This window comes from Streptomyces sp. NPDC048248 (assembly GCF_043201875.1).
Taxonomy (GTDB): domain Bacteria; phylum Actinomycetota; class Actinomycetes; order Streptomycetales; family Streptomycetaceae; genus Streptomyces.
Map to the genome: position 1 here is coordinate 130777 of NZ_JBICZL010000006.1, position 22927 is coordinate 153703.

Consider the following 22927-nt stretch of genomic DNA (forward strand, 5'->3'; position numbering starts at 1 on the left):
GGCCGCGCCCCGGTGCCCCGCCCAGAGGCCTCCGGGGCGCGGCCGTCGTCGGTCAGTCGCCCAGTACGCGCCGCAGATAGCCGTTGGCGAAGCGGCGATCGGGGTCCAGCCGGTCGCGCAGCGCGGTGAACTCACCGAACCGCGGATAGGCGGCGGCGAGGTGCCCGGCATCCCGGGTGTGCAGCTTGCCCCAGTGCGGCCGCCCGTCGTGCGCCGTCATGATCCGCTCGGCGGCGGCGAAGTACGCCTCGTGCGGGGTGCCGCGGTACAAGTGCACCGCGATGTACGCGGTGTCGCGGCCCGAAGCCGTGGACAGGGGGATGTCGTCGGCCGGCGCGGTGCGCACCTCCACCGGGAAGCTGACCTTGAAATCCGCGCGCTCGACGAGCGTCCGCAGCTCGCCCAGCGCGGCGACGGCGGCCTCGCGCGGCACCGCGTACTCCATCTCCACGAAACGCACCCGCCGCGGCGAGGTGAACACCCGGTAGGGGATGTCGGTGTACGTGCGGGCCGACAGGGCGCGGCTGGAGATCTTGGCTATGCCCGGAATGGCTGCCGGTACGGCCCGGCCCACGCTGCAGGCGATCTGGAAGACGCCGTTGGACAGCAGCTCGTCCTCGATCCAGCCGCTGACCCTGCCGGGCGGCGCGGACGGGCCCTGGCTGCGGTTGTTGCGCTTGGTGTTGCAGCTGCCGGTGTGCGGGAACCAGTAGAACTCGAAGTGTTCGTTCTCGGTGACCATCTCGTCGAAGCGGCCGGTCACCTCGTCGTAGGACATCGGCTCCTCGCGGGCGGTCAGCAGGAACTCCGGCTCCACAGCGAAGGTCAGCTCGGTGATCACGCCCAGCGCGCCCAGGCCCAGCCGGGCCGCGGCGAAGACGTCCGGGTTCTCCTTCGCCGAGCAGGTGAGCACCGAGCCGTCGGCGGTGACCAGTTCGAGGCCGGTGACCTGGGCGGCGAGCGAGGCGGAGTCGCGGCCGGTGCCGTGGGTGCCGGTGCTGGTGGCCCCGGAGACCGTCTGCTCCATGATGTCGCCCATGTTGGTCAGCGACAGCCCGTGCGCGGCCAGGGTCTCGTTCAACACCTTGAGGGGGGTGCCGGCGGCCACCGTCACCGTCCCGGCCTCGCGGTCGATCTTCCGTACGCCGGTCAGCCGCTCGGGGCGGATCAGCAGTCCGTCGGTGGCGGCCGCGGCGGTGAAGGAGTGGCCGGTGCCGGCCGCCTTGACCGTCAGTCCGTCCGCGGCCGCGCCCCGCACGGCCGCCGCCAGTTCCTCGGCGGACGCCGGGGCCACGGTGCGGGCGGGACGGGCGGTGACGTTTCCCGCCCAGTTGCGCCACGGCCCTCCCGAGCCGCGCCCTCCCGAGCCGCCGTCGGCGTTGCTGGCTGCCATGGTGACGTCCCCTCCCCTCCGCGCGGGCAGCCCGCGTTCGGCCGCCGTTGGTGTGAGCGCATGATGTCAGTCACCGACGCGACATCCAGGCGGGGTGACGCGAATCACAGAGGTGCGGATCGGCTGCTGTCGCCCGGCTTCCGGACATGTCGCCTCGGGTGCCGGCCACGCGCCGCGGCCGGCCCTCCGTCGTGGCCGGTCGGTCGGAGATGCATACCGCCCGGGGCGTACGCCGGGACTAGCCGACGCGCTCGCCGTCCTGTTCCTCCGAGGCCAGGCGCGTTCCGAGAAGGGGAGCAGCGGACGCCGACGGCACGGCCGGTACGAGGGGCTGAGGACGGAGCCTGCGCCAACCCGCGAAGGCGACCAGTGCGGCAAGGGCCCCCGCCGCACCCGGCACGAGATAGCCACGCCCCGCCCCGGCGACGTCCACGACCCAGCCCGCCGCCGACGAACCGAGCGCGACACCCACGGCGAGGCCGGTGCCCGTCCAGGTCATCCCCTCGGTCAGCTTCGACCGCGGCACATGCTCCTCGACCAGGGCCATGGTGGTGACCATCGTCGGGGCGATGGACAGTCCCGCCACGAACAAGGCGACCGCCATCAGCGGGAGCGAGTTCACCAGTTGCAGCGGCACCATGCTGACGGCCATCGCGCAGACGCCCACCACCCACCGGCGTGAGGCGTGCCCCTTGAGGTGGAGCAGTCCGAAGACCGCGCCCGCCACGCACGAGCCGAGCGCGTAGACGGCCAGCACCAGGCTCGCGGCGGCCTTGTGGCCCCGTTCCTCCGCGAACGCGACGGTCACGACGTCGATCGCCCCGAAGATCGCGCCGGTCGCCACGAACGTCACCACCAGCACCTGCAGGCCCCGCGAGCGCAGGGCCGAGCCCGTGGAGTGCTGCTCGCGGGGATGCGGCACCGGCTCCGTCGCGCGCTGGGCGGTCAGCCAGAAGACGCCGACGCCGAGGAAGGCCGCGGCCAACAGCGGTCCGGCCTCCGGGAACCACGCCGTCGACAGCCCGATGGAGAGGATCGGGCCGAAGATGAAGCACGTCTCGTCGACGATCGACTCCCAGGAGTACGCGGTGTGCAGCTCCCGGGGGGAGCCGCGGTAGAGCTCAGCCCAGCGCGCCCGGATCATCGACCCGACGCTCGGCACACACCCCGCGCAGGCCGCGAACACGAACAGCGTCCAGTCCGGCCAGCGCTGCTGCGCGCTCAGCAGCAGACCGGCGACCGCGGCGATGGACACCAAGGTGGCCGGGCGCAGCACCCGGCGTTGGCCGTGCCGGTCGACCAGCCGGGAGATCTGCGGGCCGAGGACGGCCGCGGACAGCGCGACGGCGGCGGACAGCGCGCCCGCCAGGCCGTAGCGGCCGGTCAGTTGGGAAACCATCGTGACGATGCCGATGCCCATCATCGACAGCGGCATCCGGCCCAGCAGTCCGGCGGCGGAGAAGGACAGGGTGCCGGGGCGGCCGAAGATGGCGCGGTAGGGACTGGGCAACGGGGGCTCCGCCGGGTGAGGACCGAATCTCGGTAAGCAATGTCTGTGGCCGATACAGCTTACGGGCGCGAAGCCCCGCGCGCTGCCGGATTTCCGCCCGCTGGACGGCGGCCCCTGGGGGAGGGACAGCCGGCCCCGACGGCCCCCGACGGCCGCTCGGGGGCCTGCACGTCACAACCGCAGCCGGGGTGGCAGGATCGATGACATGCCCGAACAGTGCGATTCACGTCCTTACGACGCCCTGCTGCTGCTGTCCTTCGGAGGCCCCGAGGGCCCCGACGACGTCGTCCCGTTCCTGGAGAACGTCACCCGCGGCCGCGGCATCCCGCGAGAGCGCCTCAAGGAGGTGGGTCAGCACTACTTCCTGTTCGGCGGCGTCAGCCCCATCAACGCCCAGAACCGCGAGCTGCTGGACGCGCTGCGCAAGGACTTCGCCGAGCACGGCCTGGACCTGCCGGTCTACTGGGGCAATCGCAACTGGGCGCCCTACCTGGCCGACACCCTGCGCACGATGGCGGCCGACGGCCACCGCCGTATCGCCGTGCTGGCGACCAGCGCCTACGCGTCGTACTCCGGGTGCCGGCAGTACCGCGAGAACCTCGCGGACGCGCTCGCCGAACTCCGGGCCGAGGGCCTGCCGGTGCCCCGGGTCGACAAGCTCCGGCACTACTTCAACCACCCCGGGTTCGTCCGCCCGATGATCGACGGCGTGCTGGCCTCGCTGGCAGAACTGCCCCAGGACGTGCGGTCCGGCGCGCACCTCGCCTTCACCACGCACTCCATCCCCCTCGCCGCGGCCGACACCTCCGGGACGCCCGAGGACCACACCCGGGACGGCCACGGCGGCGCCTACGTCGCCCAGCACCTGGACGTGGCACGCACGATCGCGGACGCGGTGCGTGCCGAGACCGGTGTGGACCACCCCTGGCGGCTCGTCTACCAGTCCCGCAGCGGCGCACCGCACATCCCGTGGCTGGAGCCGGACATCTGCGACCACCTGGAGGAGGTGCACCGCGAGGGCGCCCCCGCCGTCGTCATGGCCCCCATCGGCTTCGTCTCGGACCACATGGAGGTCAAGTACGACCTCGACACCGAGGCCACCGCCAAGGCGGCCGAGCTGGGTCTGCCGGTCGCCCGATCGGCCACCGTCGGCGCCGACCCGCGGTTCGCCGCCGCCGTCCGCGACCTCCTCCTGGAGCGTGCGGCCACCGAACGGGGCCACGCTCCGGAGCGCTGCGCCCTGGGTGCCCTGGCGGCCTCCCACGACCTGTGCCCGGTCGGCTGCTGTCCCGCGCGGGCGCCCCGCCCGGCCGCGGCCGGCGCCGACCGGCAGGGCCCGGTCGCCGAAGCCCCCGCGTAGGGCGACGCCCGCCCACCCGACCACCGCTCGCCGAGCAAGGAGCATCGTGCCCGACCCGCTGCACTCCGACCCGTTGAACGACGAACTTCTGGAACTGGCACTGGAAGCCGCCCGCCGCGCCGGCACCCTGCTGCGCGACGGCCGCCCCGCCGACCTCGGCGTGGCCTCCACCAAGACCAGCCCCATCGATGTCGTCACCGAGATGGACATCGCCTCCGAGAAGCTGATCACCGGCTTCCTCGCGGAACACCGGCCGGACGACGGTTTCCTGGGGGAGGAGGGCGCCAGCGTCCCCGGCAGCAGCGGTGTGCGCTGGGTCATCGACCCGGTCGACGGCACCGTCAACTACCTCTACGGCCTGCCGTCCTGGTCGGTGTCCATCGCCGCGGAGCGGGACGGCGAGACGGTCGTCGGCGTCGTCGCCGCCCCGATGCGCGGCGAGACCTACCAGGCCGTCGTGGGCGGTGGCGCGTTCAACAACGGGGAGCGCCTGCACCACCGGCCCGCCCCACCGCTGTCCCAGGCGCTCGTCGCGACCGGCTTCGGCTACCTCGCCGAGCGCCGGGCCGGCCAGGCGGAGGTGCTGCGCACCCTGATCCCGCAGGTCCGCGACATCCGCCGGGGCGGCTCGGCCGCCATCGACCTGTGCGACGTGGCATGCGGCCGGGTCGACGCCTACTACGAGCGCGGCCTGAACCCCTGGGACCTGGCCGCCGGCGTGCTGATCGCCCGCGAGGCGGGCGCGCTCACCGGCGGACGCCCCGGGCAGCCCGCCTCCCACGAGCTGACCGTCGCCGCGGCCCCTGCGCTCTTCGAGCGGCTCCAGCCCCTGCTGGACGAACTCGGCGCCTGGCACGACTGACCGGACACGACAGCGCCCCGGCACCGTCCACTGGGTGCCGGGGCGCTGTGCGGCCGGAAGGTCAGGCGGGCGTCGCCGCGCCGACGTGTACTCCGTGCTCGGTCGCCAGGCGCTGCAGGTCCTCGAGCTCTGCCTGCTCGACCTCGGCGAGGAAGTCGTCGCCCGTCGCGCGGGCCCTGTCCAGATCAGCTTCGGTGTTCCGTATGCGCTGCAGAATGCCTGCGGTGAACGCGTCCATGGTGCGCCCCCTCGTCGTGGGTCGGTGGCACAGGGGAGTGCCGACGGGTGGGTCGATCACGGCGTGGTCCCTGTGGTGGATCGGTCGTGACAAAGCGCCGTACAGGGCGTGATCGCGGGTGTGCAATCGTCCTCCCCCTGTGCCACCTCAGGGAAACCTCAACGCGTAGAAGAAATCTGGCAATCGAGCGACGGGGGCCGCCCTCCACCCCCTCGCACCCCCCTTACCGCCGGTTTATGGCTCTTCGGGGCAGGATGGAAGGGCTCTGTGACATGACCTTTGGTTACACCTGCCCGAACGGGCTCTGAGGAAGGACTAGCGACGTGCGTGTTCTCGTCGTCGAGGACGAGCAGCTGCTCGCCGATGCTGTGGCCACCGGACTGCGCCGGGAGGCAATGGCCGTCGACGTGGTCTACGACGGCGCTGCCGCCCTGGAGCGGATCGAGGTGAACGACTACGACGTCGTGGTCCTCGACCGCGACCTCCCGCTGATCCACGGTGACGACGTCTGCCGCAAGATCGTCGAGCTGGGGATGCCGACCCGCGTGCTGATGCTGACCGCTTCCGGCGACGTCAGCGACCGCGTCGAGGGCCTGGAGATCGGCGCGGACGACTACCTCCCCAAGCCCTTCGCCTTCACCGAGCTGACCGCCCGGGTGCGCGCGCTGGGGCGGCGTACGACCGTCGCCCTGCCGCCCGTCCTGGAGCGGGCCGGTATCAAGCTCGACCCCAATCGCCGCGAGGTCTTCCGGGACGGCAAGGAGGTCCAGCTCGCGCCCAAGGAATTCGCGGTGCTGGAGGTGCTGATGCGCAGCGAGGGCACGGTCGTCTCAGCCGAGCAGCTCCTGGAGAAGGCGTGGGACGAGAACACCGACCCCTTCACCAACGTCGTCCGGGTCACGGTCATGACGCTCCGCCGCAAGCTCGGCGAACCCGCGGTGATCGTGACGGTCCCCGGGTCGGGATACCGGATCTGACCGGCGATGCCTTCCCTGCCCTCGTTCTCCAAGCCGTCCGCCCCGCCGCCCGGCACCCCGCCCAAGCCCACCTGGGACCCCAGGCCGATGCACGTCCGGCCGTTCCCCTGGCTGCGCCCGACCATCCGGATACGGCTCACCCTGCTGTACGGCGGCATGTTCCTGATGGCCGGCATCGTGCTGCTGACGATCATCTACATGCTGGCCGCGGACGCACTGCACGACGGCAGTGCGCTGCCGCTGAAGATTCTCGGGGGCAAGTTCCAGTCCACCAGTGACATCTGCGATCTGCCCACCGAGACCTCCGGGCAGATGCTTCAGGAGGCGGTCAACAGCTGCCTGGAGCACCAGCGGGCGGTGGCGCTCAACAGCCTCCTCAACCGCTCCCTGCTGGCCCTGCTCGGCCTGACCGTGGTCGCCTTCGCCTTCGGCTACGCCATGGCGGGGCGCGTGCTGTCGCCGCTGGGCCGCATCACGCGCACGGCCCAGCGGGTGGCCGGCTCCGATCTGCACCGCCGGATCGAGCTGGGCGGGCCCGACGACGAGCTCAAGGAGCTGGCCGACACCTTCGACGAGATGCTCGACCGCCTCGACAGGGCCTTCGAGTCGCAGCGGCGCTTCGTCGCCAACGCCTCGCACGAGCTGCGCACACCCCTGGCGATCAACCGCACCCTGCTGGAGGTCCAGCTCGCCGACCCGGACGCCTCTCCCGAGCTGTCGCAGCTCGGCAAGACGCTGCTGGCGACCAACGAGCGCAGTGAGCAGCTGGTGGAGGGCCTGCTGCTGCTCGCCCGCAGCGAGAACAAGATCGTCGACAAGAAGCCCGTCGACCTGGCCGAGGTCGCCTCGCAGGCCGTCGACCAGACCCGCGAGGAGGCGCAGGGCCGGGGCGTGGAGTTCCGCGGAGTGCGCCGGCAGGTGTTCGTCCAGGGCAATGGGGTGCTCCTGGAGCGGATCGCGCTGAACCTCGTGGAGAACGCCGTGCGCTACAACGTCCCCGAGGCGGGCTGGGTGGAGGTCACCACGGATCCGCAGCCCGGCTGCGCGGTCCTGGTCGTCGCCAATACCGGCCCGGTGGTCCCCGCCTACGAGGTGGAGAACCTCTTCGAGCCGTTCCGGCGCCTGCGTACGGAGCGCACCGGCAGCGACAAGGGCGTGGGGCTCGGGCTGTCCATCGTGCGCTCGGTGGTGCGGGCGCACGACGGCAGCATCACGGCCGAGCCGCGCGAGGGCGGCGGACTCGTGATGCGGGTCGTCCTGCCGCTTTGAGCGTGGGTTTCCCCGGGGGCTCCCGTTCCGGGAGCCTCGCGGGACAGCCCAGCAGGGGCCGCAGAGGGGCTGTGCGGCCCGTGGAGGCTCGGCGGGGGCGCGCGGGTGACCTCGGACATCTGTGCGTAGAGTCGCCCGCCGAACGCCCGTACATCACCTCGCCTCCCGGTTTGACGTGGCGGCGGGTGGGCGTGGATCCTTCGCCCAAGTTCGCTTTGCGCGGAATTCGGGTGGTCCACCCACCGGTCCGACCGTGTGTGATCCCTCACAGGTGCGCTTTTCCGGCCATCTACGCTCCGTGATCGAAACTCCCGGTGGAAAGCCGGGAAAATCCGGGTTTCCCGGGGCCCTGATCACGGGAAGTACACGGGATGGGCTGCGCGAGGTGCGACATTCGGACCGTGTACGGTCCTGATCGCATCCAAACCGATCGCCTCTTCAGAGGCGCGGTTGGGTGTCGATTGAGTAACAGACCTTGATGTGAGGCAAAATCTCCGCCTCAGGTCGGGCACAAGTCCGGCCTCTCACGCGTTACGAGCGCTGAGACACCGCAGACACCCAGAGGGGGAGAGCGACTAATGGCTACGGATTACGACACCCCACGCAAGACAGATGATGACCTCAACGAGGACAGCATCGAAGAGCTGAAGGCCCGGCGGAACGACAAGTCCACCTCGGCCGTCGACGTCGATGAGTTCGAGCAGGCCGAGGGCCTGGAACTCCCCGGCGCCGACCTGTCCAACGAAGAACTGGCCGTGCGCGTGCTGCCCAAGCAGCAGGACGAGTTCACGTGCATGAGCTGCTTCCTGGTGCACCACCGCAGCCAGCTCGCTGCCGAGGACAAGAACGGCCAGCCGATCTGCCGCGACTGCGCGGCCTGAGGAACGGTCGACGCCGTGGCAGGCGTGAACCCGTTCCGTAAGGGCCACAAGGGCGAGAAAGGCTCGGCGGCCGGCGCACGATCACGCGAGGAAACCGCGCCCGTGCCCGCCGACCCGACCGCCCTCCCCGCGGAGCGGACGACCGATCCACTGCAGGAGCGAGGCCGCACGGCCTCGCTCGCGGCTGCTTTCGGCCGTGGCGCCAAGAAGGGCGGAAGCGGCGCGCGCGCCGGTCTCGCCGCCATCGCCGACCGGATCATCGACGTCACCCCGCGGATCCCGGTCCGCGATCTCGCCACCCTGCGCGCGCAGTTCCCCGGTCTGACCCCCGAGGAACTCGCCGACAAGCTCGTCGCGGGCGCCCGGCGGGGCACCGGCACCGTCGGCGCGAGCATCGGCGCGGCAGCGATGCTGCCCACGCCTCCCGCCATGCCGGCCGAACTGGCCGCCGAGGTCGTCGGAGTCGCCTCGGTCGAGATCAAGCTGATCGCCGAGCTGCACGAGGTCTACGGCCTGAGGCCCGCAGGCAGTCGCACGCAGCGCGGGATGGCCTATCTGACGTCCTGGACCGAGGAACGCGGCATCGAGATCGCCAACCCCGCGTCGCTGAACATCGCGCTCGGCGGGCAGATGAAGCGGGAACTGCGCCAGCAGATCATGAAGCGCACCCTGCGCAACCTCCCCAGCCTCACCCCGTTCATGATCGGCGCCGCGGTCGGCGCGTTCATGAACCGCCGGGACACCGGCAAACTCGCGGAAAAGATCCGCAAGGACCTGCGCCCCCGGCAGATTCCCTGGGACGCCCTCCCCGACTCCGCGCCCCGCATCCTGCCGACCGGCAGACGGGCAGGGACGGACCTCCCCGCAGCGGGCAGCTGAGCCCCGCCCCCCGCGGGGCCCCTCCGGCGCGTGAAGCCGTCAGATCAGGCGCGTACGGCCGTCAGTGCCGCCACCAGACGCTCCGGCTCCCGCGTCGAGAGATACGCATACGGCGTCGGGTCCTGGGGATCCGTGATCTCCACCCGCACCGCGGTCCGCACATAGCCCCGCAGCAGCATGAACGCACGGGCGTCGGCCTTGTGCGTACGCCAGGCCAGCGCCTCGTCGGCGTCCAGAGCCCGTGCCTCGCCCAGCGCCGACGCCGGGATCTTCGCGTCGCCCGCGATCAGCGCGTCGCCCACCACCCTGACGCGCACCGAGCCGTACGCGCTCACCGCCACCGCGGCCGCAGCGGCCCCGGCGATCAGCCCGCCGAGCATCGGCAGCGTCCCCAGCGGGAGCAGCATCAGGGCACAGGCGACACCGATCAGGGCCGCGATCACCCACCAGGAGCGGGGCGCGGTGAGGCGTTCTTCGTACGACTGCATGGCTCCAGCTTGGCACGGCGGCGCGGGCCCCCTACGCGCGCGGGTAGGGTCTGCACTCGTGAGTGGAACTGACAGAACGAGGACGGAACCGCCGCGGCTGACGCCACCGAAGGACGCCGTCGCTCCGGTCCGGCATCCCGATGCGCCGGCGCCCGGAGAACTCCTCGGCGCGCACTACGACCGCTGCTTCGGTTGCGGCGACGGTCAGCCCCACGGCCTGCACCTGGAGGCGCGGGCCGGTGACGGTGTGAGCGTGAGCGCAGAGTTCACCGTCAAGGAGGCCCACCAGGGCGCTCCGGGCCTGGCGCACGGCGGTGTGCTGGCCACCGCGCTGGACGAGACGCTCGGCTCGCTGAACTGGCTGCTGCGGGTGATCGCGGTGACCGGCCGGCTGGAGACCGACTTCGTGCGACCGGTGCCGGTGGGCACGCTGCTGCGGCTGGACGCGCAGGTCACGGCGGTGCACGGCCGGAAGATCTACTCCACGGCCGTGGGGCGGATAGGCGGCGCCGACGGGCCGGTCGCGGTGCGTGCGGAGGCCGTCTTCATCGAGGTGAAGGTCGACCACTTCATCGACAACGGACGGCCCGAGGAGATCCAGGCGGCGATGGCCGACCCGGACCAGCTCAAGCGAGCGCGTGCTTTCGAGGTGAACCCGTGACCCAGGTACGCAATCCGGTGGACGTGCTGCTGCGGCGGCTGGACGCGGACGTGCCCGTCCCGTCCTACGGGCACCCGGGCGACGCCGGCGTGGATCTGGTGACCACGCAGGCCGCCGAACTGGCCCCGGGGGAGCGCGCCGTCCTCCCCACGGGAGTGTCGATCGCGCTCCCCGACGGCTACGCCGCATTCGTGCACCCCCGGTCGGGCCTCGCCGCCCGCTGCGGACTGGCACTGGTGAATGCCCCTGGGACGGTGGATGCCGGGTACCGTGGGGAGATCAAGGTGATCGTGGTCAATCTGGATCCGCGCGAGAGCGTGCGGTTCGAGAGGCTCGACCGGATCGCCCAACTGGTCGTCCAGCAGGTCGAGAAGGTGCGCTTCCACGAGGTGGCGGAACTTCCCGGCTCGGCGCGGGCCGAGGGGGGATTCGGTTCCACCGGCGGCCATGCGGCGGTGGGCGGCTCCACGGGCGGGAATGGATACGCATCGGTCGGTGCCGACCGGGAAGGACAGTGACGTGTTCGGACGTCGCAAGAAGAACGAGGCTCCTGAAGAGTCGGCGGAGGACACGACGCTCGCCGAGGAGGAAGCGGTGAGCGACGCCGACGAGGACGAGGCGACGGGTGAGCGGCTCAACCTCCCGCCCGCGCCGCGGCCGGACGGTCCCTGGGACGTGTCCGAGGTCAAGGACCCGGGCGAGGGCAGGGTCGACCTCGGTGGCATGTTCGTGCCCGGCGTCGAGGGCATGGAGCTGCGGGTGGAGGTCGCCGGTGACGCGATCGTCGCCGCGACCGTGGTGCTGCAGGACAGCGCCGTGCAGCTGCAGGCGTTCGCCGCCCCCAGGAACGAGGGGATCTGGGGCGAGGTCCGCGAGGAGATCGCCTCCGGCATCACCCAGCAGGGTGGGATCATCGACGAGGTCGAGGGCCCGCTGGGCTGGGAGCTGCGCGCGCAGGTGCCGGTACAGCTGCCGGACGGGACGAACGGCGTCCAGGTCGTGCGTTTCGTCGGCGTCGACGGTCCGCGGTGGTTCCTGCGCGGTGTGATCTCCGGGCAGGGGGCGGTGCAGCCGCAGGCTGCCGGGATCCTGGAACACATCTTCCTGGACACCGTCGTCATCCGCGGCGACGCCCCGATGGCGCCGCGTGACCCGATCGTCCTGAAGCTGCCGGACGACGCCCAGATGGTGCCGGACGGTGTGCAGCAGGAGCCGGCCGAGGGCTCGCGCTTCAGCGGTGGCGTGGAGAGGCTGGAGCGGGGACCGGAGATCACCGAGATCCGCTGACTCGACCCGCGAGGGCCGCGCGGGCGCACGGAGCGCCGGGCGACGGCTCGACGTGAGCATTACGAGGGGCCGTACTCCCTGAGGGGGTGCGGCCCTTTTCGGCTTTTTGCGGTCAGGCCGGGGCAGCGACGTCCTGTAGCAGGGGGCAGGGGGCAGGGGGCAGGCGGGCGCGTCTTCGGTTTCATGGGTGAACCGTGGGTCATGGGCGTGGAGTTGGCCGCCGGGCTGACGGAAGTCGCGCGCCGAACGGTGGCGGGCGGTGTGCCGGAACCAGGCGTCGATCGGGCGGCCCCCGGGAGATCTTCCCGGGGGCCGCCCGTTTTCGCCTTCCCAGCAGGTGGTGCGCGGGTTTGCGCAGCATGGATCGCGCCTCGGCCGCTCAACGGGCCCGCCGTGAAGGGTGGTTGTGGTCGCGCGACATTGACGCCGGGCCTTGACGGCGCGCGTGCTTGCCCTTACGTTCGCCAGCCATCGCAGGTGTTCATGTCAACGCTTGTCGTTCATGTACGAGAACAGCTCTCCTTCATCGAGCATCTCGACAGGAAGGCACACCCCCCATGCGCAGAAAGTTCACCCTGGTCGCCGGCGCGCTGCTCGGCGCCCTCACGGCCGGCCTCCTCATAGGCGGCCCGTCCTCCGCGGCCCCGGCCGCCTTCACCCACCCCGGAGTCCTCGTCGGGACCGCACAGCTCGACCTCACCCGCAGCAAGGTCAACTCCGGCGCCCAGCCCTGGAAGAGCGCCTACGACAGCATGATGGCGAGCAAGTACGCCTCGCTCTCCCGTACCCCCAAGCCGCGCGCCGTCGTCGAGTGCGGCTCCTACTCCGACCCCAACCACGGCTGCACCGACGAACGCGAGGACGCCCTCGCCGCGTACACCCTCTCGCTGGCCTGGTACATCACCCGCGACAGCAAGTACGCCGAGAAGGCCATCGCGCTCATGGACGCCTGGTCCGCCACCCTCAAGGACCACACCAACAGCAACGCCCCGCTGCAGACCGGCTGGGCCGGCTCCTCCTGGCCGCGGGCCGCCGAGATCATCCGGTACACCTACGACGGCTGGCCCGAGGACCGGGTGGACCGCTTCGCCGGGATGCTGCGCGATGTGTACCTGCCGGAGGTCATCAACGGCTCGCACAGCAACGGGAACTGGGAACTGAGCATGATGGAGGCGGCCGTCGGCATCTCGGTCTTCATCGAGGACAAGGCGTCCTACGACAAGGCCATCGCGAAGTTCCGCACCCGCGTGCCCGCGTACATCTATCTGAAGTCGGACGGCGCTCTGCCCAAGACCGCCCCGGGCAGCGGCCTCGACAGCCGGGACAAGATCATCAAGTACTGGCAGGGGCAGTCCACCTTCGTGGACGGACTCAGTCAGGAGACCTGCCGCGACTTCACCCACACCGGATACGGTCTGTCGGCCATCTCCCACATCGCCGAGACCACCCGCCTCCAGGGCCAGGACCTCTACCCCGAGGTCGCCGACCGGCTGCGCCACGCGCTCGGCTTCCATTCCACCTACCAGCTGGGCACCGCCCCGCCGTCCTGGCTGTGCGGCGGCAGCGTCAAGCGGGGCCTGGGGCCGGTCACCGAGGTCGGCTACAACGCCCTGCACAACCGGATGGGCCACGAGATGACCAACACGCAGAAGCTGACCGGGCAGCAGCGGCCCGCAGGCTCCAACAACCTCTTCGTCGCCTGGGAGACGCTCACGCACGCCGAAAACCCCAGCTGAGTCGCGCCGGGGACCTCATGCCCGCCCGCACGTGGGAGTGCCGGGCGGGTCGGGGCCGGACGGGACCGCGCAGAGGCGGGGCCGCTCGGCCCCACCTCCGCCGCCCCCGGCCGCAGTCGGGATCCATACCTCCGGCCGATTCCGCTACCAGACGTCGCCGTCGCGCCAGTCGCAGATGAGGTCGCCGTCGAGGTCGAGGGGTACGGCCCCCGGCAGGACGTAGAGGGAGCCGTCCTCGTCGGCCGTGCGGCGGATGCCATCGGGGGTGAACGCCCAGGACGGGCCGCGCCACACCTGCCAGCCACGTGCCGCGTAGAAGTCCGCGGCCTCGTCGGAGGCGCCCAGCGCGCCGAGCTCATAGGCACCGCGCACCACTCGCTCCAGGGCCGCCATCAGCGCCGCGCCGTGTCCGCGTCCACGCCGGTCCGCGCGGACCCCCACACCCTCCACGTACCCGCAACGCAGTGCCCGGCCGCCGTGCAGCAGTCGGCGCTGGACCACGGACGCGTGCCCGATCAGTTCGCCGCCCTCGTGGATCAGCGCGTGCACGCCGCCGAGCGCGTGGTCCCAGTCCTCCGCGGTCATGTCGTCGAAGACGTCGTAGAGCAGGGCGCGGGCCGCATCGAGGCCGGCGGCGTCCAGATCGGCGGTATGGGCGATGCGTACCTCGGTCATGCGCGTCATCCTCGCAGCCGAGGCGCGCCCTGACGACGGCGTTTCCGCGGGCGCGGCAGGGACTGCCCACCGGGCGGGCCGGGTGCGTGCGGCGGAAACCCGAAGCCCGCCCGGCCGTATCAGGGTCGCGTCAAGACCGGGGGCCCGGCCGCCGTTCACCCCATTCGTCCCGTTACCGGGTCGGTAGTGTCGGATCCGAGGCAGCCCGCCGGGGGAGGCGCTTCACCCAAGTCAACGCAGGACAACGTAAGACAATGGGGCCATGGCACGCGGCAAGCTACGGATCTACCTCGGTGCGGCACCGGGCGTCGGCAAGACCTACGCGATGCTGTCCGAGGCGCATCGGCGCGTGGAGCGCGGCACGGACGTCGTGGTGGCATTCGTCGAGCACCACGGCAGGACCCGTACCGAAGTGATGCTGGCCGGGCTCGAGGCGATCCCGCGACGGGAGCTGGAGCACCGCGGCACGACCTTCACCGAGATGGACGTGGACGCCGTCCTCGCGCGCGAGCCGGCCGTCGCGCTGGTGGACGAGCTGGCCCACACCAACGTCCCCGGATCGCGCAACGTCAAGCGCTGGCAGGACATCGAGGAGTTGCTCGCGGCCGGGATCGACGTGGTGTCCACGGTCAACATCCAGCATCTCGAATCGCTGGGCGACGTCGTCGAATCGATAACGGGCGTCCGCCAGCGGGAGACCGTCCCCGACGAGATCGTCCGCCGCGCGGACCAGATCGAACTGGTCGACATGTCGCCACAGGCGCTCCGCCGCCGGATGGCGCACGGCAACATCTACCGCTCCGACAAGGTCGACGCCGCGCTCTCCAACTACTTCCGGCCCGGCAACCTCACGGCGCTGCGCGAACTGGCGCTGCTGTGGGTCGCCGACCGGGTCGACGAGTATCTGCAGCAGTACCGCGCCGAGCACTCCATACGCTCCACCTGGCAGGCACGCGAGCGCATCGTCGTCGGGCTCACCGGCGGGCCCGAGGGACGTACGCTGATCCGCCGCGCCGCCCGGATGGCGGCCAAGGGCTCGGGCAGCGAGGTGCTCGCCGTGTACATCGCCCGCAGCGACGGGCTGACCTCCGCCTCGCCCAAGGAACTCGCCGTGCAGCGCACCCTGGTCGAGGACCTGGGCGGAACGTTCCACCACGTCATCGGCGACGACATCCCCCACGCCCTGCTGGAGTTCGCGCGCGGGGTGAACGCCACACAGATCGTGCTGGGCTCCAGCCGACGCAAGACCTGGCAGTACATCTTCGGGCCGGGCGTGGGAGCCACCGTCGCCCGGGATTCCGGGCCGGACCTCGATGTGCACATCGTGACCCACGAGGAGGTCGCCAAGGGCCGGGGGCTGCCGGTCGCCCGCGGGGCGCGGCTGAGCCGGGCGCGGACCGTCGCCGGATGGCTCGTCGGCGTGGCGGGCCCCGCGCTGCTCTCGGTGCTGCTCACCGGCGTCGAGAACGGCCCCGGCCTGGCCAACGACGTGCTGTTGTTCCTCTTCCTGACCGTGATCGCGGCGCTGCTCGGCGGGCGCTGGCCGGCGCTGGCCTCGGCCGCGGTCGGCTCCCTGCTCCTGAACTACTACTTCACGCCTCCCACCCGCACCCTCACCGTCAGCGACCCCCAGAACCTCGTCGCCATCGTGATCTTCTTCGCGGTGGGCGTGTCGGTCGCCTCCGTGGTCGATCTCGCCGCCCGCCGCACCCAGCAGGCGGCACGGCTGCGTGCCGAGTCGGAGATCCTCTCCTTCCTCGCGGGCAGTGTGCTGCGCGGCGAGACGACGCTGGACGCCCTGTTGGAGCGCGTCCGGGAGACCTTCGGGATGGACACGGTGGCCCTGCTGGAGCGCAGCAGCGACGTCACCCCGTGGACCTGCGCGGGCCGGGTGGGCGAGGCACCCGATGGCAATGCGTTGCTGCGTCCCGAGGACGCGGACGTCGACATGCCCGTCGGCGACCACATGGCGCTGGCCCTGTCCGGCCGGGTGCTGCCGGCAGAGGACCGCCGGGTGCTGGCCGCGTTCGCCGCGCAGGCCGCCGTCGTACTGGACCGGCAGCGGTTGGTGGGCGAGGCGGAGCGGGCGAGGGAGCTGGCCGAGGGCAACCGGATCAGGACCGCGTTGCTTGCCGCGGTCAGCCACGATCTGCGAACCCCCCTGGCGAGCATCAAGGCATCCGTCACCTCCTTGCGCTCCGACGACGTCGCCTGGTCCGAGGAGGACGAGAGCGAGCTGCTGGCAGGCATCGAGGCGGGCGCGGACCGGCTCGACCACCTCGTGGGCAACCTCCTGGACATGTCACGCCTGCAGACCGGCACGGTCACACCGCTGATCCGCGAAACGGACCTCGACGAGGTGGTGCCGATGGCGCTGGGCGGCGTCCCGGAAGGCAGTGTCACGCTCGACATCCCCGAGGAACTGCCGATCGTCGCGGTCGACCCGGGGCTCCTGGAGCGCGCGGTCGCCAATCTCGTCGAGAACGCCGTGAAGTACAGCCCGGAGGGCGCGGCGGTGCTGGTCGCGGCCAGTGCGCTGGGTGACCGCGTCGAGCTGCGGATCGCGGACCGCGGGCCGGGCGTCCCCGACAGCGCCAAGGACCGGATCTTCGAGCCGTTCCAGCGCTACGGTGACGCGCCTCGCGGGGCGGGTGTGGGCCTTGGCCTGGCCGTCGCCCGCGGTTTCGCGGAGGCGATGGGCGGCACCCTCGCCGCCGAGGACACCCCGGGCGGCGGGATGACGATGGTCCTGACGCTGCGCGCGGCGGCCGGCCCGTCGGCGGCCCCGGCCGCCCTTCCGGCGCAGGCCATCACATGATCCCGGCCGTCGTACCCGGCCCCACCCCACACCCCGCAGGCACCGACCGGCGGGAACCGACCCCACGAGGAGAACGCCAGTGAACCGGGTGCTTGTGGTCGATGACGAGCCGCAGATCGTCCGCGCCCTCGTGATCAACCTGAAGGCGCGCAAGTACGAGGTGGACGCGGCCCCGGACGGGGCCACCGCCCTCAAGCTGGCCGCCGCGCGCCATCCCGACGTCATCGTCCTCGACCTCGGTCTGCCGGACATGGACGGCGTCGAGGTGATCAAGGGGCTGCGGGGCTGGACACGGGTGCCGATCCTGGTGCTGTCCGCCCGGCAGACCTCCGACGAGAAGGTGGAGGCGCTGGACGCGGGGGCGGACGACTACGTCACCAAGCCCTTCGGGATGGACGAGCTGCTCGCGCGGCTGAGGGCGGCCGTACGCAGGGCCGAGCCGGCCGGGCCCGCCGGGGACGACGTGATCGTGGAGACCGAGGGGTTCACCGTCGACCTCGCCGCGAAGAAGGCCAACCGCGACGGCCGGGACATCCGGCTGACGCCCACCGAGTGGCATCTGCTGGAGGTCCTGGTGCGCAACGCGGGCCGCCTGGTCAGCCAGAAGCAGCTGCTCCAGGAGGTCTGGGGCCCCTCGTACGGCACCGAGACCAACTATCTGCGGGTCTACATGGCCCAGCTCCGCCGCAAACTGGAGAGCGACCCCTCGCACCCCCGGCACTTCCTCACCGAGCCGGGGATGGGCTACCGGTTCGAGCAGTGACGTCGCCGACGGGTGACGCCCGTGCGGAGGACGGGCGCGGCGCTGGGGAGGAGGTGTGCGGACAGTGATGGACCAGCGGGCGCACCGGTACGCTGGGGTTATGAGTGCTGGGACCCGATCCGAGAAGCCGGCCGGTCGCTTCCGCCGGATGCTCGACAGGCTGTCCTCCTCCGAGGAGGAGCTGCAGAGCGCTGAGCTGCAGCAGGACACGCAGGCGACGGGGTGTACCCGTATCTGCGACTGCGACGATCGCCAGATAGTCAAGGTCACCGGCACTCTGCGGCATGTGACGCTGCGGCCGCGCGCCGGTGTGCCCGCGCTGGAGGCGGAGCTGTTCGACGGCTCCGCCGCCCTCGACGTGGTGTGGCTCGGACGCCGCTCCATCGTCGGGATAGAGCCGGGACGTAAGCTCATCGCCTCGGGCCGGGTCTCCATGAGCCACGGGCGCCGGGTGCTTTTCAACCCGAAGTACGAACTCCGACCGCTCGGACAGGAGTAGCCGGTGACGTCTCACGACCGACCGACCACTGACGCTTCCGCAGATCATTCGTCCACTCCGCCCGCCTCCGGCGCGGGCGAGGACGCCGACGGCAGAGCCGTCACCGAGGCGGCGCTCTTCGAAGCGTTCGGTGGCGTACGCGGCATGGTGGAGACCGTTCTCCCCGGCCTGCTGTTCGTCACGATCTACACGATCAACAAGGACCTGCACCTCTCGGCGATCGCGGCGCTGGCCGTCGCGCTGGTGATGGCGGCGGTACGGCTGGTCCGCAAGGACACCGTCAAGCACGCCTTCAGCGGTGTTTTCGGGGTCGCCTTCGGCGTGGTCTTCGCGATGATGACCGGCAACGCCAAGGACTTCTACCTGCCGGGCATGCTCTACACGCTCGGCCTGGCCCTCGCCTACATACTGACCACGCTCGCGGGCGTCCCGCTGATCGGCCTGATCCTGGGCCCGGTCTTCAAGGAGAACCTCTCCTGGCGGACCCGCAATCCCGGCCGGAAGAAGGCGTACGCCAAGGCCAGCTGGGCGTGGGGCCTGATCCTCCTCGCCAAGTGCGCGATCCTCTTCCCGCTGTACTGGTGGGCGAACACCTCTCAGCTGGGCTGGGTGCTGATCGCGCTCAAGATTCCACCGTTCCTGCTCGCGGTGTACCTCACCTGGGTCTTCCTGGCGAAGGCGCCGCCGCCCATCGACGTGTTCGCGGAGATGGAGGCGAAGGAGAAGGAGGCGGAGCAGGCCGAGGAGGAGCGCAAGGTGCTGAGCCGGGTCGCTGACGACCTGTCGCAGGGCATCACGCCCGAGGCGGTCGCCGAGCGGCCGGCGGAGGGTCCGCGCCACCGCCGCTGAGGCGTCCGGCCACCGCCGGGCCGCCTTCGCCGCGCTCGTCGCCACGCACGAGGCCCCTGGGACCACTGGTCCCAGGGGCCTCGGCCGTTTCGGCGCGGACTCAGTCCGAGGCGTCCTCGCGGCGCATCGACAGCAGGTCCTCCAGCTGCTCCTCACGCGACTGGGCCGCGACGAACAGCAGCTCGTCGCCCGCCTCCAGCGCGTCCTCCTTGTTGGGCGTGAGCACCCGCGTACCACGGATGATCGTGACCAGCGAGGTGTCCACGGGCCACTCCACATCGCCGACGCGGGTCCCCGCCAGAGCCGCCTCAGGGGGCAGCGTGAGCTCGACGAGGTTGGCGTCGCCGTGGCTGAAGCGCAGCAGCCGGACGAGGTCGCCGACGCTCACCGCCTCCTCGACCAGGGCCGACATCAGGCGCGGCGTGGAGACCGCGACATCGACGCCCCAGGCCTCGTTGAACAGCCACTCGTTCTTCGGGTTGTTGACGCGGGCGACCACCCGCGGCACGCCGTACTCGGTCTTCGCCAGCAGCGAGACGACGAGGTTGACCTTGTCGTCGCCGGTCGCCGCGATGACGACGTTGCAGCGCTGCAAGGCCGCCTCGTCGAGCGAGGTGATCTCGCAGGCGTCGGCCAGCAGCCACTCCGCGAGCGGCACCCGCTCGACCGAGATGGCGGTCGGCGCCTTGTCGATGAGCAGGATCTCGTGACCGTTCTCCAGGAGCTCGCCGGCGATGGAACGACCCACCGCACCCGCGCCCGCAATCGCGACCCTCATGCGTGCGCCTCCTCAGGACCTTCGGCGAATGCCGCTTCGACCGTCTCGACGTCGTCGGTGCGCATCATCACGTGCACCAGATCGCCTTCCTGCAGCACCGTCTGCGAGGTGGGCAGCGTCGCCTCGCCCAGCCGGGTGAGGAAGGCGACGCGGACGCCGGTCTCCTCCTGCAGCGTGCTGATCTTGTGCCCGACCCAGGCCGGCGAGGTGTGCACCTCGGCGAGCTGGACGGCGCCGCTGGGGTCCCGCCACAGCGGCTCGGCACCCGACGGCAGCAGCCGGCGCAGCATCTGGTCGGCCGTCCAGCGGACGGTGGCGACGGTGGGGATGCCGAGGCGCTGGTAGACCTCGGCGCGGCGCGGGTCGTAGATCCGGGCCGCGACGTTCTCCACGCCGAACATCTCGCGGGCCACCCGGGCGGCGATGATGTTGGAGTTGTCGCCGCTGGAGACGGCGGCGAAGGCGCCCGCCTCCTCGATGCCCGCCTCACGCAGCGTGTCCTGGTCGAAGCCGACGCCGGTCACCCGGCGGCCACCGAAGGACGAGCCCAGGCGGCGGAACGCGGTCGGGTCCTGGTCGACCACCGCGATGGTGTGCCCCTGGCTCTCCAGGGTCTGCGCGAGCGCGGAGCCCACGCGACCGCACCCCATGATGACGATGTGCATGCTGATTACCCCGTGCCCTGGACTAGCGCGCTGACCTGCACAAACACCCTGCTCACTACTTTCTTCTCCCAGTACCGGCGACACGAAGCTACGGCTCGCGACAGTGACCTGGTGCGTCAACGGGCGGGTTGGGTGCACCGCGGTCCGGTACAACCGTAGCTGTATTGCCGTCCCTGGTAGGGGGCGCGGTCGGCGCTCGTCGGGTGCGGTCGGCCGGGGCGCTGCTGGCTTCTCCCGCGCCGGGCTGCGCCGCCGTGCGCCGGTAAGGCACGCTACGAGGTGTGCCCAACCTGCCTCAGCAGCCCCAACAGGGCTCTCCCGCCCCGCACATGGTGATTTGCGGTGACGATGCGCTCGCGCACCGGCTCGCCGCCGAACTCCGCGACCTCTACCGCGAACGGGTGACCCTCGTCGTGCCCTCGGCACGGGAGCCGCACCGGCCACGCATCCCGCCACCGGCGCGCGGCGGACTGGGCAGAGCCACCGCGCTGATCGGCCGGGTGTCGGCGGCGATGGCCCGTACCTCGCCGCTGGCGGCCGAGGCGGACGCGGACGACGGCGAGCCGCCCGAGGAAGCGCTGCGGATCCTGGAGGCGGCGGAGGCCGACGACGCCGCGCTGATGGCGGCCGGCGTCCCCGAGGCGGGCGCGCTGGCACTCGTCTACGACGACGACGAGACCAATATTCACGCCGCGCTGCGCGCCCGCCGTCTCAACCCCCGCCTGCGTCTGGTCATCCGGCTCTACAACCGCAAACTGGGCCAGCACCTAGAGGAACTGCTCGACCAGGCGGCGGCCGTCGCGGCTCTCGGCACCGACGACGCCGAGAGCGTCGATGCCTCCACCACGGTGCTCTCCGACGCCGACACCGTCGCCCCGGCACTGGCGGCCACCGCCGTCGCCGGCACCAGCAAGGTCATCGAGGCGGACGGCCTGATGCTGCGGGCCGTGGAGCGGATGCCGGTGCCGCCGGGCCGGCCCGGTGAGCCCGGACTGTGCACCCTGGCGCTGCTCTCCGCCTCGGCCACCGACCCGGCGGAGGTGCCGAGCCCCGCCGCCGGTGACGAGGGGCCCGTACTGCTGCCGGACGACGCGGCGATCGCGGCCGCCGAGGGCTGCGGCACCGTCGTCCTGGAGACCGTTTCCTACACCGGCCGCCCGGTGCGTCCCGGCGGTCTTCGGGGGCGCGGAGCCCCACTCACCTCGTTATTCTCCCGCCGGCTGCGCTGGTCGCTGGGCGGCGTCATCGGCGCGGTGCTGGCGCTTGCCGTCGCCTCTTCCCTGACCACAGGCGACGACCCGGTGCACGCCGCCTATCTCTCCCTGCTCGACCTCTTCGGCATCAACGACCCCGCGATCGGCGATTCACCCGCACGCAAGGTGCTGCAACTCCTGTCCGGCCTGACCGGGCTGCTGCTCCTGCCGGTGCTGGTCGCGGCGGCGTTCGAGGGGCTCGGCACCTTCCGCAGCGCCTCCGCGCTGCGTCGCCCCCCGCGCGGCCTGACGGGGCATGTGGTGCTGCTCGGACTCGGCAAGGTCGGCACCCGCGTACTGGCCCGGCTGCACGAGATGGGCATCCCGGTGGTCTGCGTCGAGTCCGACCCCGAGGCGCGGGGCGTCGCACTGGCCCGCCGGCTGCGAGTGCCGACGGTCCTGGGGGACGTCACCCAAGAAGGTGTCCTGGAGGCCGCCAAGGTCGACCGGGCACGGACACTGCTCGCCCTGACCAGCGAGGACACCACGAACCTGGAGGCCGCCCTGTACGCGCGGTCGGTCAAGCCCCGGCTGCGGGTGACGCTGCGGCTGTTCGACGACCGCTTCGCCACCGCCGTCTACCGCACGCTGCGCGCCGCGCACCCCGGGGCGTTGACCCGCAGTCGCAGCGTCTCCTTCCTGGCCGCGCCCGCCTTCGCCGGCGCCATGATGGGCCGTCAGATCCTCGGTGCGATCCCCGTCGAGCGCCGGGTGCTGCTGGTCGCCCGTGTCGAAGTGCGCGGCCAGCGAGCCCTTGAGGGCCGCACCATCGCTCAGGTGCTCCGCCCCGGACGACTGAGGGTGCTGGCCGTCGACAACTCGGCGCCCGACGAACCGGCGCCGAACACCGCCGCCGCACCGCCGCCGCAGGGCAAGGAGCGCGAACCCGCGCGCCTCGTCCACGAGCTGGGGGACGACTACATCCTGCGCCCACAGGACCGCGTTCTGCTGGCCGCGACCCGCCAGGGTCTGGGCGATCTGCTGGCCCGGCGTCCGCACACTGCCGGGATCCGGCAGGATTGACCCCGTCCCGGTGGCCGGGACCCGGCAATTCCAGGGTGCGAGGAGTGCGCGACGTGGTGGGCG

General features: G+C 71.6%; 22 protein-coding genes. 15 read left to right on the forward strand and 7 right to left on the reverse strand.

The features are described from left to right. Window positions 1-52: 52 nt before the first annotated feature. Window positions 53-1393, reverse strand: a complete 1341-nt coding sequence (locus ACGFZW_RS14255; RefSeq protein WP_393893380.1) for a D-arabinono-1,4-lactone oxidase — start codon at window positions 1391-1393, stop codon at window positions 53-55. A gap of 238 nt (window positions 1394-1631) precedes the next feature. Beyond that, entirely contained in the window at window positions 1632-2903 is a 1272-nt protein-coding gene (locus tag ACGFZW_RS14260) for an MFS transporter (RefSeq protein ID WP_393893381.1), read from the reverse strand. Between the two features lie 205 nt (window positions 2904-3108). Here ACGFZW_RS14260 and ACGFZW_RS14265 point away from each other — a divergent pair, with 205 nt between their 5' ends. Continuing rightward, the gene (locus ACGFZW_RS14265) at window positions 3109-4263 is read left to right on the forward strand and encodes a ferrochelatase (protein WP_393893382.1); all 1155 of its coding nucleotides are present in this window, start codon (window positions 3109-3111) and stop codon (window positions 4261-4263) included. Window positions 4264-4309: 46 nt separating this feature from the next. Continuing rightward, window positions 4310-5125 (forward strand): inositol monophosphatase family protein, encoded by an 816-nt coding sequence (locus tag ACGFZW_RS14270; RefSeq protein ID WP_393893383.1) that lies wholly within the window; start codon window positions 4310-4312, stop codon window positions 5123-5125. A gap of 61 nt (window positions 5126-5186) precedes the next feature. On the opposite strand, the gene ACGFZW_RS14275 is transcribed toward ACGFZW_RS14270, so the two are convergent. Then, entirely contained in the window at window positions 5187-5363 is a 177-nt protein-coding gene (locus ACGFZW_RS14275; protein WP_393893384.1) for a hypothetical protein, read from the reverse strand. Between the two features lie 323 nt (window positions 5364-5686). On the opposite strand from ACGFZW_RS14275, the gene ACGFZW_RS14280 reads away from it, so the two are divergent. From ACGFZW_RS14280 to ACGFZW_RS14295, 4 genes are all read left to right on the forward strand, one after another. Further along, a complete protein-coding gene (locus ACGFZW_RS14280) occupies window positions 5687-6340 on the forward strand; it encodes a response regulator transcription factor (RefSeq protein ID WP_393893385.1) in 654 nt (217 codons plus the stop codon). A gap of 6 nt (window positions 6341-6346) precedes the next feature. Beyond that, on the forward strand, window positions 6347-7609 hold the full coding sequence (locus ACGFZW_RS14285) for a sensor histidine kinase (protein WP_393893386.1): 1263 nt from the start codon (window positions 6347-6349) through the stop codon (window positions 7607-7609). A gap of 578 nt (window positions 7610-8187) precedes the next feature. Next, a complete protein-coding gene (locus tag ACGFZW_RS14290; RefSeq protein ID WP_393893387.1) occupies window positions 8188-8490 on the forward strand; it encodes a DUF4193 domain-containing protein in 303 nt (100 codons plus the stop codon). 15 nt (window positions 8491-8505) lie between these two features. Beyond that, entirely contained in the window at window positions 8506-9369 is an 864-nt protein-coding gene (locus tag ACGFZW_RS14295) for a hypothetical protein (RefSeq protein ID WP_393893388.1), read from the forward strand. A gap of 44 nt (window positions 9370-9413) precedes the next feature. Here the strand turns inward: ACGFZW_RS14295 and ACGFZW_RS14300 are convergent, their stop codons facing one another. After that, entirely contained in the window at window positions 9414-9857 is a 444-nt protein-coding gene (locus ACGFZW_RS14300) for a DUF3093 domain-containing protein (RefSeq protein ID WP_393893389.1), read from the reverse strand. 58 nt (window positions 9858-9915) lie between these two features. Here ACGFZW_RS14300 and ACGFZW_RS14305 point away from each other — a divergent pair, with 58 nt between their 5' ends. The 4 genes from ACGFZW_RS14305 to ACGFZW_RS14320 all read left to right on the forward strand — a co-directional run bounded on the left by ACGFZW_RS14305 (window position 9916) and on the right by ACGFZW_RS14320 (window position 13541). Next, entirely contained in the window at window positions 9916-10518 is a 603-nt protein-coding gene (locus tag ACGFZW_RS14305; protein WP_393893390.1) for a PaaI family thioesterase, read from the forward strand. After that, on the forward strand, window positions 10515-11036 hold the full coding sequence (dut, locus tag ACGFZW_RS14310; protein WP_393893391.1) for a dUTP diphosphatase: 522 nt from the start codon (window positions 10515-10517) through the stop codon (window positions 11034-11036). The genes ACGFZW_RS14305 and dut overlap by 4 nt, the downstream gene beginning before the upstream one ends. Before the next feature lies 1 nt (window position 11037). Then, window positions 11038-11805 (forward strand): DUF3710 domain-containing protein, encoded by a 768-nt coding sequence (locus ACGFZW_RS14315; protein ID WP_393893392.1) that lies wholly within the window; start codon window positions 11038-11040, stop codon window positions 11803-11805. A gap of 557 nt (window positions 11806-12362) precedes the next feature. Next, the gene (locus tag ACGFZW_RS14320; RefSeq protein ID WP_393893393.1) at window positions 12363-13541 is read left to right on the forward strand and encodes an alginate lyase family protein; all 1179 of its coding nucleotides are present in this window, start codon (window positions 12363-12365) and stop codon (window positions 13539-13541) included. 144 nt (window positions 13542-13685) lie between these two features. Here the strand turns inward: ACGFZW_RS14320 and ACGFZW_RS14325 are convergent, their stop codons facing one another. Further along, the gene (locus ACGFZW_RS14325) at window positions 13686-14225 is read right to left on the reverse strand and encodes a GNAT family N-acetyltransferase (protein ID WP_393893394.1); all 540 of its coding nucleotides are present in this window, start codon (window positions 14223-14225) and stop codon (window positions 13686-13688) included. Between the two features lie 253 nt (window positions 14226-14478). Here ACGFZW_RS14325 and ACGFZW_RS14330 point away from each other — a divergent pair, with 253 nt between their 5' ends. The 4 genes from ACGFZW_RS14330 (at window position 14479) to ACGFZW_RS14345 (ending at window position 19145) form a co-directional block, all read left to right on the forward strand. Then, window positions 14479-17034: a DUF4118 domain-containing protein gene (locus tag ACGFZW_RS14330; RefSeq protein ID WP_393893395.1), complete on the forward strand. Its 2556-nt coding sequence runs from the start codon at window positions 14479-14481 to the stop codon at window positions 17032-17034. Between the two features lie 79 nt (window positions 17035-17113). Then, entirely contained in the window at window positions 17114-17797 is a 684-nt protein-coding gene (locus tag ACGFZW_RS14335) for a response regulator (RefSeq protein WP_393893396.1), read from the forward strand. Between the two features lie 100 nt (window positions 17798-17897). Continuing rightward, complete coding sequence (locus ACGFZW_RS14340; protein WP_362711830.1) at window positions 17898-18296, forward strand: OB-fold nucleic acid binding domain-containing protein; 399 nt, start codon at window positions 17898-17900, stop codon at window positions 18294-18296. 3 nt (window positions 18297-18299) lie between these two features. Continuing rightward, the gene (locus ACGFZW_RS14345) at window positions 18300-19145 is read left to right on the forward strand and encodes a DUF3159 domain-containing protein (protein WP_393893397.1); all 846 of its coding nucleotides are present in this window, start codon (window positions 18300-18302) and stop codon (window positions 19143-19145) included. Window positions 19146-19245: 100 nt separating this feature from the next. Here ACGFZW_RS14345 and ACGFZW_RS14350 read toward each other — a convergent pair whose 3' ends face one another. Then, window positions 19246-19923: a potassium channel family protein gene (locus ACGFZW_RS14350; RefSeq protein WP_393893398.1), complete on the reverse strand. Its 678-nt coding sequence runs from the start codon at window positions 19921-19923 to the stop codon at window positions 19246-19248. Further along, a complete protein-coding gene (locus ACGFZW_RS14355; protein ID WP_393893399.1) occupies window positions 19920-20588 on the reverse strand; it encodes a potassium channel family protein in 669 nt (222 codons plus the stop codon). The genes ACGFZW_RS14350 and ACGFZW_RS14355 overlap by 4 nt, the downstream gene beginning before the upstream one ends. Before the next feature lie 329 nt (window positions 20589-20917). Here ACGFZW_RS14355 and ACGFZW_RS14360 point away from each other — a divergent pair, with 329 nt between their 5' ends. Next, the gene (locus tag ACGFZW_RS14360; protein ID WP_393893677.1) at window positions 20918-22864 is read left to right on the forward strand and encodes an NAD-binding protein; all 1947 of its coding nucleotides are present in this window, start codon (window positions 20918-20920) and stop codon (window positions 22862-22864) included. Window positions 22865-22927 lie beyond the last annotated feature (63 nt).

Bases quoted from the DNA above. Each gene is read 5' to 3' on its own strand.
- ACGFZW_RS14275 (WP_393893384.1), bottom strand. From the start codon at position 5,363: ATGGACGCGTTCACCGCAGGCATTCTGCAGCGCATACGGAACACCGAA.
- ACGFZW_RS14325 (WP_393893394.1), bottom strand. From the start codon at position 14,225: ATGACGCGCATGACCGAGGTACGCATCGCCCATACCGCCGATCTGGAC.
- ACGFZW_RS14255 (WP_393893380.1), bottom strand. From the start codon at position 1,393: ATGGCAGCCAGCAACGCCGACGGCGGCTCGGGAGGGCGCGGCTCGGGA.
- ACGFZW_RS14355 (WP_393893399.1), bottom strand. From the start codon at position 20,588: ATGCACATCGTCATCATGGGGTGCGGTCGCGTGGGCTCCGCGCTCGCG.
- ACGFZW_RS14290 (WP_393893387.1), top strand. From the start codon at position 8,188: ATGGCTACGGATTACGACACCCCACGCAAGACAGATGATGACCTCAAC.
- ACGFZW_RS14300 (WP_393893389.1), bottom strand. From the start codon at position 9,857: ATGCAGTCGTACGAAGAACGCCTCACCGCGCCCCGCTCCTGGTGGGTG.
- ACGFZW_RS14360 (WP_393893677.1), top strand. From the start codon at position 20,918: ATGGTGATTTGCGGTGACGATGCGCTCGCGCACCGGCTCGCCGCCGAA.
- ACGFZW_RS14350 (WP_393893398.1), bottom strand. From the start codon at position 19,923: ATGAGGGTCGCGATTGCGGGCGCGGGTGCGGTGGGTCGTTCCATCGCC.
- ACGFZW_RS14320 (WP_393893393.1), top strand. From the start codon at position 12,363: ATGCGCAGAAAGTTCACCCTGGTCGCCGGCGCGCTGCTCGGCGCCCTC.
- ACGFZW_RS14330 (WP_393893395.1), top strand. From the start codon at position 14,479: ATGGCACGCGGCAAGCTACGGATCTACCTCGGTGCGGCACCGGGCGTC.
- ACGFZW_RS14340 (WP_362711830.1), top strand. From the start codon at position 17,898: ATGAGTGCTGGGACCCGATCCGAGAAGCCGGCCGGTCGCTTCCGCCGG.
- ACGFZW_RS14285 (WP_393893386.1), top strand. From the start codon at position 6,347: ATGCCTTCCCTGCCCTCGTTCTCCAAGCCGTCCGCCCCGCCGCCCGGC.
- ACGFZW_RS14265 (WP_393893382.1), top strand. From the start codon at position 3,109: ATGCCCGAACAGTGCGATTCACGTCCTTACGACGCCCTGCTGCTGCTG.